General features: G+C 65.9%; 9 protein-coding genes. 6 read left to right on the plus strand and 3 right to left on the minus strand.

Annotation, left to right across the window (positions count from 1 at the left end; translation table 11 throughout):
• The first annotated feature begins 16 nt into the window (after window positions 1-16).
• The 5 genes from LJ655_RS17185 to fghA all read left to right on the plus strand — a co-directional run bounded on the left by LJ655_RS17185 (window position 17) and on the right by fghA (window position 8,546).
• Entirely contained in the window at window positions 17-3,247 is a 3,231-nt protein-coding gene (locus tag LJ655_RS17185) for an efflux RND transporter permease subunit (RefSeq protein WP_230562439.1), read from the plus strand.
• Window position 3,248: 1 nt separating this feature from the next.
• Window positions 3,249-4,763, plus strand: a complete 1,515-nt coding sequence (locus LJ655_RS17190) for an efflux transporter outer membrane subunit (RefSeq protein ID WP_230562440.1) — start codon at window positions 3,249-3,251, stop codon at window positions 4,761-4,763.
• Window positions 4,764-4,973: 210 nt separating this feature from the next.
• Window positions 4,974-6,440 carry a xylulokinase gene (locus LJ655_RS17195; RefSeq protein ID WP_230562441.1) on the plus strand — a complete coding sequence of 489 codons (1,467 nt, stop codon included), beginning with the start codon at window positions 4,974-4,976 and terminating at the stop codon, window positions 6,438-6,440.
• Between the two features lie 129 nt (window positions 6,441-6,569).
• Entirely contained in the window at window positions 6,570-7,676 is a 1,107-nt protein-coding gene (locus LJ655_RS17200) for an S-(hydroxymethyl)glutathione dehydrogenase/class III alcohol dehydrogenase (protein WP_230562442.1), read from the plus strand.
• 15 nt (window positions 7,677-7,691) lie between these two features.
• Entirely contained in the window at window positions 7,692-8,546 is an 855-nt protein-coding gene (fghA, locus tag LJ655_RS17205) for an S-formylglutathione hydrolase (RefSeq protein WP_230562443.1), read from the plus strand.
• An 85-nt stretch (window positions 8,547-8,631) separates the two neighbouring features.
• Here fghA and LJ655_RS17210 read toward each other — a convergent pair whose 3' ends face one another.
• The 3 genes from LJ655_RS17210 to LJ655_RS17220 are packed head-to-tail and all read right to left on the minus strand — an operon-like array spanning window position 8,632 to window position 11,355.
• A complete protein-coding gene (locus LJ655_RS17210) occupies window positions 8,632-9,414 on the minus strand; it encodes a metal ABC transporter permease (RefSeq protein WP_230562444.1) in 783 nt (260 codons plus the stop codon).
• Window positions 9,407-10,384: an ABC transporter ATP-binding protein gene (locus LJ655_RS17215; RefSeq protein WP_230562445.1), complete on the minus strand. Its 978-nt coding sequence runs from the start codon at window positions 10,382-10,384 to the stop codon at window positions 9,407-9,409. Before LJ655_RS17215 ends, LJ655_RS17210 begins: the two co-directional genes overlap by 8 nt.
• Window positions 10,381-11,355, minus strand: coding sequence for a metal ABC transporter solute-binding protein (locus LJ655_RS17220; protein WP_230562446.1), 975 nt, complete (start codon window positions 11,353-11,355; stop codon window positions 10,381-10,383). Before LJ655_RS17220 ends, LJ655_RS17215 begins: the two co-directional genes overlap by 4 nt.
• 290 nt (window positions 11,356-11,645) lie before the next feature.
• On the opposite strand from LJ655_RS17220, the gene LJ655_RS17225 reads away from it, so the two are divergent.
• Entirely contained in the window at window positions 11,646-12,425 is a 780-nt protein-coding gene (locus tag LJ655_RS17225) for an L-iditol 2-dehydrogenase (protein ID WP_230562447.1), read from the plus strand.
• The last annotated feature ends 34 nt before the right edge of the window (window positions 12,426-12,459 follow it).

The following is a 12,459-nucleotide window of genomic DNA, read 5'->3' on the forward strand; positions in this document are numbered from 1 at the left end:
ACAGGGAGCCCGCCTCATGGCAAAGTTCTTTATTGATCGCCCGATTTTTGCATGGGTGATCGCCATCATCCTGATGCTCGCGGGTCTTGCGTCGGTGTTCACGCTGCCGATCGCGCAATACCCGACCATCGCGCCGCCGGCCATCCAGATCAGCGCAACGTACCCGGGTGCTTCGGCGAAGACGGTGGAAAACACCGTCACGCAGGTGATCGAGCAACAGATGAGCGGTCTCGACCACCTGCTGTACCTCGCGTCGACCTCGGACGACTCGGGCACGGCCACCATCACGCTGACGTTCGCGGCCGGCACCAACCCTGACATCGCGCAGGTGCAGGTGCAAAACAAGCTGCAGCTCGCCACGCCGCTGCTGCCGCAGGCGGTGCAGCAGCTCGGCACCCGGGTCACGAAGTCGAGCAGCAGCTTCCTGCTGGTGATGGCATTCGTGTCGACCGACGGCAGCATGAACAAGTACGACCTCGCGAACTACGTCGCGTCGAACATCCAGGATCCGATCAGCCGTATCGACGGCGTGGGCACGGTGACGCTGTTCGGCTCGCAGTACGCGATGCGGATTTGGCTCGACGCGAACAAGCTGAACAACTTCGGCTTGACGCCGCTCGATGTCGAAAGTGCGTTGCAGGCGCAGAACGTGCAAGTCGCGGGCGGCTCGCTCGGCGGCACGCCGTCGGTGCCGGGTCAGGTGCTGCAGGCCACCATCACGCAGGCCACGCTGCTCAATACGCCCGAGCAGTTCGGCAACATCCTGCTGAAGGTGAACCAGGACGGCTCGCAGGTGCGTCTGCGCGACGTGTCGCACATCGAGCTCGGCGGCGAAAACTACAACTTCGACACCAAGTACAACGGTCAGCCGACTGCAGGCTTCGGTATCCAGCTCGCCACCGGCGCGAACGCGCTCGCCACCGCGAAGGCGGTGCGCACGAAGATCACCGAACTGTCGAAATATTTCCCGCATGGTCTCGTCGTGCAGTACCCGTACGACACGACGCCGTTCGTGCGCCTGTCGATCGAGGAAGTGGTCAAGACGCTGCTCGAGGGCATCGTGCTCGTGTTCCTCGTCATGTACCTGTTCCTGCAGAACCTGCGTGCCACGCTGATCCCGACGATCGCGGTGCCGGTGGTGCTGCTCGGCACGTTCGCGATCATGAGCGTGGTCGGATTCTCGATCAACGTGCTGTCGATGTTCGGTCTCGTGCTGGCGATCGGTCTGCTCGTGGACGACGCGATCGTGGTGGTGGAAAACGTCGAGCGGGTGATGCAGGAGGAGGGCTTGTCGCCTCGCGAAGCAACCCGCAAGGCGATGGGCCAGATCACCGGCGCGCTCGTCGGCGTGGCGCTCGTGCTGTCAGCGGTGTTCGTGCCGGTGGCGTTCTCGGGCGGCTCGGTGGGTGCGATCTACCGGCAGTTCTCGCTGACGATCGTCGCGGCGATGGTGCTGTCCGTGCTCGTCGCGTTGATTCTGACGCCGGCGCTGTGCGCGACGATCCTCAAGCCGATTCCGCAGGGGCATCATGAGAAAGCCACCGGCTTTTTCGGCTGGTTCAACCGTACGTTCAACAGGAGCCGCGACAAGTATCACTCGGGCGTACACCACGTGATCAAGCGCTCGGGCCGCTGGCTCATCATCTACATGGTGGTGATCTTCGCGGTGGGCTTGCTGTTCGTGCGACTGCCGAAGTCGTTCCTGCCTGACGAAGACCAGGGCACGATGTTCGTGCTCGTGCAAACGCCGTCGGGTTCCACGCAGGAGACCACCGCGCACGCGCTGAAGGACGTCTCGGACTACCTGCTGAACGAAGAGAAGGCGATCGTCGAATCGACCTTCACGGTGAACGGCTTCAGCTTCGCGGGTCGTGGCCAGAACGCGGGTCTCGTGTTCGTGCGAATGAAGGACTACGCGCAGCGTCAGCATGCGGACCAGAAAGTGCAGGCACTGGTTGGGCGCCTCTACATGCACTTCAGCAGCTACAAGAACGCGGTGGTATTTCCGGTCAATCCACCGTCGATTCCGGAACTCGGCACCGCGGCGGGCTTCGACTTCCAGCTGCAGGATCGCGGGGGTATTGGTCACGCGAAACTGATGGAAGCGCGCAACATGCTGCTCGGTCTCGCCGCGAAGGACCCGACGCTCGCGCAGGTGCGTCCGAACGGCCTGAACGATACGCCGCAGTTCAAGGTGAGCATTGACCACGAGAAGGCTTCGGCGCTCGGCGTGTCGCTGGCCTCGATCGACCAGACGTTCTCGATCGCATGGGCGTCGGCGTACGTGAACAACTTCCTCGACACCGACGGCCGGATCAAGAAGGTCTACCTGCAGGGCGACGCGCCGTTCCGGATGAAACCGGAAGACGTGAACGCCTGGTTCGTGCGCAACAACGCGGGCACGATGGTGCCGTTCTCGGCCTTCGCGCGCACCGAATGGACGTTCGGCTCGCCGAAGCTGGAACGCTACAACGGTATCTCGTCGGTGGAAATCCAGGGCACGGCGGCGCCGGGCAAGTCGACCGGCCAGGCGATGGCGGCGATGGAATCGATCGTCACGAAGCTGCCGGCGGGCGTCGGTTACGAGTGGACGGGTCTATCGCTGCAGGAACGCCAGTCGGGTTCGCAGGCGCCGATCCTGTACGGCATCTCGATCCTCGTCGTGTTCCTGTGTCTCGCGGCGCTCTATGAAAGCTGGTCGATCCCGTTCTCGGTGATCATGGTGGTGCCGCTCGGCGTCATCGGCGCGCTGCTGGCCGCAACGCTGCGCGGGCTCGAAAACGACGTGTTCTTCCAGGTGGGACTGTTGACCACGGTCGGTCTGTCGGCGAAGAACGCGATTCTGATCGTGGAATTCGCGCGCGAACTGCAGCAGAGTGAAGGCATGGGGCCGATCGAGGCCGCGCTCGAAGCGGCGCGTCTGCGGTTGCGTCCGATCCTGATGACCTCGCTCGCGTTCATTCTCGGCGTGCTGCCGCTCGCGATCAGTAACGGCGCGGGCTCGGCAAGCCAGCACGCGATCGGTACGGGCGTGATCGGCGGGATGTTGACCGCGACCTTCCTCGCGATCTTCATGATCCCGATGTTCTTCGTCGTGATTCGAGCGAAGTTCGGCGGCGAGACGGAAGATCCGGATGAAGCAATGCGCCACTACCAACAACACCATCCGCACGATCCGCAAGGCGGCGCGACGGGTGGCCCGGCCGAACGGCCGGATGACAATGGCACGGGCAAGGACGGGCATTGAGATGCAAAAACACTCTTTGATTGCAGTGGCGGTCGCGCTGCTCGCCGCGGGTTGCACGCTGGCGCCGCACTACCAGCGGCCCGCGGCGCCCGTGACGGCGACCTTCCCGACCGGCGGCGTGTACGACCAGCAGCCGGGCGCGCACGGCGCGCGCAGCGCGAATGGCCAGGCCGCCGCCGACATCGGCTGGCGCGACTTCTTCGTCGATCCGCGGCTGCAACAGTTGATCGAAATCGCACTGAAGAACAACCGCGATCTGCGCGTGTCGGTGCTGAACATGCAGGCGTCGGCGGCGCAGTACCGCATCGTGCGCGCCGGTCTCTTCCCGACCCTCGATGCCGCGGCCTCGCAAAGCAGGTCGCGCACGCCGAAAGACCTGACGTTCAACGGCGTGACGATTTCCAACACGTATTCGGTGGGCTTGAACGCGTCGTGGGAAATCGACTTCTTCGGACGTGTGCAGAGCCTGAAGGATCAGGCGTTGGCGACGTACCTCGGCACCGCGCAGGCACGCAAGTCCGCGGAAATTGCGCTGGTGGCGCAGGTGGCGAACCAGTACATGACGGTGCTCGAACTGGACGACCTGCTCAAGGTCACTGAGAACACGCTGAAGACCGCAGAGGAGTCGTATCGGATCACCAAGCTGCAGTTCGACAACGGCACCGGTTCTGAACTCGATCTGCGCCAGTCGCAGACGGTCGTCGAGACCGCGAGCGCAAACCTGCAGGCGCAGACGCGGTTGCGAGTCCAGGCTGACAACGCGTTGGTGCTGCTGATCGGCGAGCCGTTGCCGGCCGATCTGCCGAACGGGCTGCCGCTGAACGATCAGAGCCTGCTCACGGATATTCCGGCGGGCCTGCCGTCCGATCTGCTGACGCGCCGTCCCGACATCATGGAGGCCGAGGAAAATCTTCTCGCGGCCAACGCGAACATCGGCGCGGCGCGCGCCGCGTTCTTCCCGCGGGTCACGCTGACCGGCAGCGCCGGTACGCTCAGCCCTACGCTCGGCGGGCTGTTCAAGCCGGGTTCGGCGGCGTGGAGTTTCGCGCCGTCGATCACGCTGCCGATCTTCGAGGGCGGCCAGAACATGGCCAACCTCGATCTGGCCAACATCGAGAAGAACGTGCAGATCGCCACATACGAAAAGGCGATCCAGACGGCCTTCCGCGAAGTGGCGGATGGACTGGCCGCGCGCGGCACGTACGACGAGCAGATCGCGTCGCTCGAGCGGGACGTCGCGGCCGAGCAGCGCCGGCTGGACCTGTCGACCCTCCGTTATGTGCACGGTGTCGACAGCTATCTGTCGGTGCTGACCGCGCAGACCGCGCTGTACGTGGCTCAGCAGGCTCTGGTCACCGCGCGCATGGAGCGTCTGCAGAACCTGGTCACGCTGTATCAGGCGCTCGGCGGCGGCTGGATCGAGCACAGCGGCGAGCAGCCGCGTCCCGCCGACGCACCGGTCGACTACGGTGCGGCGAGCGCGCCGGTCGCGGCATCGGCGGCGACCGCGGGGTGAACGCGGCGGGTTGATGCAACGCTGAAGCAAAACAGAAACGCCGCGGCATGCCGTGGCGTTTCTGTTTGTGCGCGGCACCGGTTCGTCGTGCGCAGGGATATGTGTGAGAATCAATGACGTCCATGAGGCGTCACGCATAGTGCTGTTCTGACGAGCACGTTGCCAGCGTCGCTGACCTGTTCCTCACCCTCTTTTCAACCTCCCGCGCTCATGAGTTTTCTCGGCATCGACCTCGGCACCGGCTCCCTGAAAGCGGCAATCGTCGACGAACATGGCCGCGAGCAGGCGGTGTCGAGCGTCGCTTATGCGCTTGTGACGCCGCAAGCCGGTTGGGCTGAAATCGGCGTAAAGACCTGGTGGAACGCGCTCGTGGATGCCATGGCGCGCCTGCCGCGCGAGTTGCGCGACGGGGTGCGCGCGATCGGCTTCTCGGGCCAGATGCACGGCGTCGTGCTGCTCGATGCAAACGGCACAGCGGTGCGGCGGGCAATGCTGTGGCCCGACTCGCGCGCGCTCGCCGTGCTAGACGCGTGGCCCGAGCCGCAACCGAATCCGGTCGCGCCCGGCATGGCCGGTCCCCTGCTGCGCTGGCTCGTGCTGCATGAACCGGAAGCCGCGCGGCGCACGCGTTGGGCGGTGCAGCCGAAAGACTGGCTGCGCGTCGCGCTCGGCGGCGCCTGCGTGACCGATGCATCCGACGCGTGCGCGACCGCGCTCGCCGATCCCGCGGGCGTGTGGGACACGGCGCTGCTCGAACGCCTCGCGATTCCGCGCGCGTGGTTCGCGCCGCTGGCGCCGTCGTATGCGGCGGCGGGCATGCTGTCGTCACAGGCGGCGCAGGCACTCGGCCTCCCGGCCGGGATCGTGCTCGCAACCGGCGCCGCCGACACGCCGTGCGCGGCGCTCGGCAGCGGACTTGCGCGTGACGGCGACGCGCTGCTGACGACCGGCACCGGTGGACAGATCGTCGTGCTCGCGAACGACGAGCCCGCGCCGCTGAAGGGCCTGCATCGCTATCGCGCGGCGAGCGATCACTGGTATCGCATGGCGGCGATGCAAAACGTCGGCATCGCGCTGGAGCGGGTGCGCGGGTGGCTGTCGTACGAATGGGCGGATGCTTATCGCGAGGCATTCGGCGATGCGGCTGACGCAAGCGCTCATGCAGCCGCTCATCCCGCGTCGCCGCTGACCTTCCTGCCGTATCTGACCGGCGAGCGCACGCCGTGGCTGAATCCGCAGGTGCGTGGCGGCTGGCTCGGTCTGTCGCTCGAACATACGCGCGGCGCGATGATGCGTGCCGCCTTCGAGGGCGTCGCGTTCTCGCTGCGCGCGGGGCTCGACGCGATTCGCGCGAGCGGCGCGCCGGTGACGGCGCTCAAGCTCGCGGGCGGCGGCTCCGTCGACGCGCGCTGGCGAGAACTGCTCGCCGATGCGCTCGATGCGGAGCTGCACGCGGTCGATTGTCCGAACGCGGCGCCGCGCGGCGCGGCGATCCTCGGCGGTCTCGCATGCGGCCACTGGCACACGCGCGATCTCGCCGCGCTCGCGCCAGGCGCGACGCGCGTCGCTAGTCCGCGAGGCGATGCGGCGCTCGCCGAACGCTATGCGCGCTTCATCGATCTGTATGGCCGGGTCGAGCCGTGGTTCGGTGCTGCGACGCCGGGCGAAGCGAATTAGCGGGCGCGGCACCGAACGCGGCAACGCTGCCGTCACGCACTTTGCAATACCATGACGCTTTTCGCGCGCCACGCAGTCGGCCGGCACGCAACGCCATTTCGCATTCACGGATTCAGAGGAGCATTGACGATGAAAACCAAAGCAGCAATCGCATGGAAAGCCGGCGCCCCGTTGACGATCGAGGAAGTCGATCTCGAAGGTCCGCGCGCCGGTGAAGTCCTGATCGAAGTGAAGGCGACGGGCATCTGCCACACCGACTACTACACGCTCTCGGGCGCTGATCCCGAAGGCCTTTTCCCGGCGATTCTCGGCCACGAAGGCGCGGGCGTGATCGTCGATGTCGGACCGGGCGTCGGCACGCTGAAGAAGGGCGATCACGTGATCCCGCTCTACACCCCCGAATGCCGCCAGTGCAAGTTCTGCCTGTCGCGCAAGACCAACCTGTGTCAGGCGATCCGCTCCACGCAGGGCCGTGGCCTGATGCCCGACGCGACCTCGCGCTTTTCGCTCGACGGCAAGCCGTTGTTCCACTACATGGGCACGTCGACGTTCTCGAACTACATCGTCGTACCGGAGATCGCGGTCGCGAAGGTGCGTGAAGACGCGCCGTTCGACAAGATCTGCTACATCGGCTGCGGCGTGACGACGGGCGTCGGCGCGGTCGTCTATTCGGCGAAGGTCGAGGCGGGCGCGAACGTGGTCGTGTTCGGGCTCGGCGGCATCGGCCTCAATGTGATCCAGGGCGCGAAGATGGTAGGGGCCGACAAGATCATCGGCGTCGATATCAACCCGGGCCGCGTTGAACTCGCGAAGAAGTTCGGCATGACGCACTTCATCAACCCGAACGAAGTCGAGAACGTCGTCGATCACATCGTGCAGTTGACCGACGGCGGCGCGGACTATTCGTTCGAATGCATCGGCAATGTGAAGGTGATGCGCCAGGCGCTCGAATGCACGCACAAGGGCTGGGGGCAGTCGTTCATCATCGGCGTGGCGGCGGCGGGCGAGGAGATCAGCACGCGGCCGTTCCAGCTGGTGACGGGCCGCGAGTGGAAGGGCTCGGCGTTCGGCGGCGCGCGCGGTCGCACCGACGTGCCGAAGATCGTCGACTGGTACATGGAAGGCAAGATCAACATCGACGATCTGATCACGCACCGTCTGCCGCTCGAACGCATCAACGAGGGCTTCGACCTCATGAAGAAGGGCGAGTCGATCCGCTCGGTCGTGCTTTACTAACAGAGGAGCGTCGCGATGCTCGAACTACTTTCGGCGCACGCCTGCCACGGTGGCGAGCAGCGCTTCTACCGCCACGAGTCGCGCACGATCGGTCTGCCGATGCGCTTCTCGGTCTATCTGCCGCCGCAGGTGTTGCATGCGCGCGCGAGCAACGTGCCTGCGCTGTTCTATCTGGCCGGGCTGACCTCGACCGAAGAGACGTTCGCGGTCAAGGCCGGCGCGCAGCGCTTCGCGGCGCAGCACGGCATCGCGTTGATCGCGCCGGATACGAGCCCGCGCGGCGCAGGTGTGCCCGGCGAAGGCGCTGCATGGGACTTCGGCGTCGGCGCGGGCTTTTATGTCGACGCGACCCAGGAGCCGTGGGCGCGGAACTACCGCATGTACTCGTACGTGCGCGACGAACTGCGCGAAACGGCGCTTGCGAACTTGCCGGTCGATGGCGCGCGCCTCGGCATCTTCGGTCATTCGATGGGCGGGCACGGCGCGCTGATGCTCGCGCTGCGTAATCCGGACGTCTATCGGTCGGTGTCGGCGTTCGCGCCGATTGCGGCGCCGATGCGCTGCCCGTGGGGCGAGAAGGCGTTCAGCGGTTATCTCGGCGAGAACCGCGAGGCGTGGAAGCAGTACGACGCGAGCGAGCTGGTCGCGCACGCAACGCGCAAATTTGCACAAGGGATTCTCGTCGATCAGGGCCTCGCCGATCAGTTCCTGCCCACGCAGCTGAATCCCGACGTATTCGAAGCGGCGTGCCAAGCCGCCGGTCAGCCGCTGACGCTGCGCCGTCATGCGGGCTACGATCACGGCTACTACTTCATTTCGACGTTCATCGAGGATCATCTCGCGCATCACGCGAAGGTGTTGCTCGGCTGAAAGCGTCGTGGAGTGCGGCGCGAAATGAAAAACGGCGGCACGTCATCGTGCCGCCGTTTTTTCGTGTGACCGGCGCAAGCGGCGCTCAATGCCGCTTCAGCAGACTCCCGCCATACACCACTGCCGACAGCACGGTGATCCAGAAGCTCGTCGGCCAATCGGTATAAAACGCGAGCGTTAGCCCGAGCCACGCCTGCGCGAGCGCGAACACGGCCGCGAGCACGAGCCCGGTGGACAGCCGCGTGCTCAGGTTCTGCGCGGCGGCGGCCGGGCCGACCATCAACGTGAACACGAGCAGCACGCCGACGATCTGCGTGCAAGCGGCGACGGCCAGCGCGGCGATGGCGAGAAACAGCACCGACACGCGACGCAGCGACACGCCCTTCGCTTCGGCCAGCTCCGGCTGCAGCGAGGCGAACAGCAGCGGCCGCATGATCGCCGCGAGCGCGGCGAGGCTGACCACACCCAACGCCGCGAGCACGCCAAGCGTCGACGCATTCACGCCGAGCACGTTGCCGAACAGCAACGCGGTGACCTGCGTCGCGTACGCGGTGAAGAAGTGCAGAAACAGCAGCCCGAAGCCAAGCGACAACGACAGGATCACGCCGATCGCCACGTCGCGTCCGGCGAGCCGCTCGCCGAGCGCGCCCATGCCGACACCGGCCGCGAGCGTGAAGCCGATCATCCCCCAGATCGGCGAGATGCCGATCAGCACCGCGCCCGTCGCGCCCGTGAAGCCGACATGCGACAGCGCATGGCCGGCGAACGTCTGTCCGCGCATCACCAGGAAATAGCCGACCACGCCGGCCAGCACCGCGACGATCCCCGACGCCGCGAATGCGTTCACCATGAAGTCGTATTCAAACATCGTGCGTGTGTCCGTCGCGTGAGCCGTGCGAGTGAGAGTGCTTGCGTGAATGACCGTGGCCGTGGTCATGCGAGTGATCGTGCGAATGCGTATGTCCGCCGTCCTCGTCGTGTTCGTGCTCGTGATCGTGCTTCTCGACTTCGACGCCGCCCGACATCACGAAGATGCGGCCATTGACGCGCATCACGTCGATCGGCGAGCCGTACAGACGCGACAGCACAGGCCGCGTAATCACTTCGTCGACGGTGCCGAGCGCCGCGACGCCGCTGCCGAGATACAGCACGCGATCGATCGAGTTCAGGAGCGGGTTGAGTTCATGCGCGGAGAACAGCACGGCGATGCCGAGCTCACGCTGCACGCGCCGCACGAGTTCGACGACGCTCTTCTGATGATGCGGATCGAGGCTGATCAACGGTTCATCGAGCAGCAGCAGTTTCGGATTGCCGAGCAGGCACTGCGCGAGCAGGAGCCGCTGCCGTTCGCCGCCCGACAGCTGCGAGAGCGGCCGCTTCGCGAGATTCGTCGCGCCGACGAGCTCCAGCACCCGATCGACGTCCGCGCGCGTCTTCGCATCCGCATGCGGCAGACCCCAGCGGTGACCGTCGGCGGCCATCGCGACGAAATCGCGTCCGCGCACACGGCGGCCGGCGAGCGCGCTGCGCGTCTGCGGCATATAGCCGATCGAGGCGTTGCCGCGCTCGACCGTCTGCCCGAGTACGCGAATCGAACCGCCCATGGCCGGCACGAGCCCGAGCACGGCGCGCATCAAGGTCGTCTTGCCCGCGCCGTTCGGTCCGAGCACACCGATGAACTCGCCCTGATTCACGACGAAGCTCGTGTCGCGCAGGATCGTGCGCTCGCCGAGTTCGAGCGTCACGTTCTCGAGTTCGAGCACGGGCGTGCCGCCGCGGGCTGAGGTTGCAGCGCCCGGCGGCCCACCTGCTGGCGCTTGACGGCCAGTCGAAGTCATGGCGTCTTTCCTTTGGCGTTCGTCGCGCCGTTCGCGTCGCCCGCGGCAAGGGCCTTCTGCAGCGCGTCGAGCTGCGTCAGCATCCACGTCTGATAGGTCTTGCCGGCGGGCAAGGTTTCGGTGACGCTCATCGTCGGTACGTTCGATTGTTGCGCGAGCTTCAGCATACGTTGGGTCAGCGCCTCGGTCGCCTGGCTGTTATAGATCAGCACGCGCACGCGCCGCTCGCGCAGATCGCGTTCGAATGCGGCGATATCGGCCGCGCTCGCCTCGGTGTCGTTCATCGCGGCGAGCTGGAAGCGCTGGTTGCGCATGGCGAGCCCAATCGCGTCCGACATGTAGCCGAACACCGGTTCGGTCGCCGTGACCGGCAGGCCCGCATAGCGGCCGTGCAGCTCGGCGACCTTGGCGTCGATCGGCTTCAGCGAATCGAGAAACTTCGCGAGGTTCGCATCGTACGCCGACTTGTGCGCGGGGTCAGCAGCGGCGAGCGCGTCGCTCACCGCGCGCGCGACTTTCGGCATCGTCGCCAAGTCGTACCACAGGTGCGGATTGTCGCCGCCTTTTTTGCCGACCAGATCGGCCGCGACGATCACATTGCGCTGCGCACCCTTCGACGCGGCCAGCAGCTTCGCCATCCACGGGTCGTAGTCGGCGCCGTTGTAGACGACAAGGATCGCGTGCTGCAACGCGCGCGCGGTGGCCGGGCTCGCTTCGAACAGATGCGGGTCCTGCTCTGGATTGCTGAGGATGCTGGTCACGTCGACGCGATCGCCGCCAAGTTGCCGCACCACGTCGCCATAAAAGTTCTCGGCGGCGACGACCGGGATTTTCGCGTCGGCGGCCAACGCGTTGTGGCCGAGCCCGAGTGCCGCGACCGCGAGAAGACAGGTGCACAGATGCGTGCGCGCAGAAGCCGATCGCTTCAGCGCGCGGCGCGCTGCGCAGAACATCGAGCCGATTGCTTTCATGTGGGTTCCTGCTGCGTGAGAGTCGAATGAGTCAGTCGCGGTGGCGATGACCGCGCGAATTTCCTGACGGACGGACCGGGGAGGCCTCGCGGCCGCAATGATATAACGTATCGCGATTTGCTGTCAGCGGGGCAAGTTTTCGCATGGCGCGCTGCACCATCGAAATTCGTCCGCGTGCCTTGACATGACCCGGTCCGTATCCGATCATTCGATCACAAACAGAGCAATTGTTCGCGCAACGAGCGTTCGCTCACTGCGCGCCAGCATGCAAAACGAACCGGAGACAGGCAGTGGCACGATTGCAGGGCAAGGTGGCCATTCTGACGGGCGCAGCCAGCGGTATCGGTGAAGCGGTGGCCCGCCGCTATCTCGACGAAGGCGCGCGCTGCGTGCTGGTCGACGTGAAGCCGGCCGAGAGCATCGGCGGCACGCTGCGCGGCACGTATGGCGAGCGCGTGTCGTGCGTCAGCGCCGACGTGACGCGCCGCGAGGACATCGAGCGCATCGTGACGAGCACGCTCGGCTGCTTCGGCCAGATCGACATCCTGTTCAACAACGCGGCGCTGTTCGACATGCGCCCGCTCCTCGACGAATCCTGGGACGTGTTCGACCGCCTGTTCGCGGTCAACGTGAAGGGCATGTTCTTCCTGATGCAGGCGGTCGCGCGGCAGATGGTCGAGCAGGGCCGCGGCGGCAAGATCATCAACATGTCGTCGCAGGCCGGGCGGCGCGGCGAGGCGCTCGTTTCGCACTACTGCGCGACCAAGGCGGCGGTGTTGAGCTACACGCAGTCCGCGGCGCTCGCGCTGGCGCCGCATAAGATCAATGTGAACGGCATCGCGCCGGGCGTCATCGATACGCCGATGTGGAACGAGGTGGACGCGCTGTTCGCGCGCTACGAGCATCGGCCGCCGGGCGAGAAGAAGCGCCTCGTGGGCGAGGCGGTGCCGCTTGGCCGCATGGGCGTGCCCGACGACCTGACCGGCGCCGCGCTGTTCCTCGCGTCGGCCGATGCCGACTACATCACCGCGCAGACGCTGAACGTCGACGGCGGTAACTGGATGAGTTGAAAGACGAGCCGGGAGCGGGCACGTTGGCTGCTAT

Source organism: Paraburkholderia translucens (assembly GCF_020881035.1).
Lineage (GTDB): Bacteria > Pseudomonadota > Gammaproteobacteria > Burkholderiales > Burkholderiaceae > Paraburkholderia > Paraburkholderia translucens.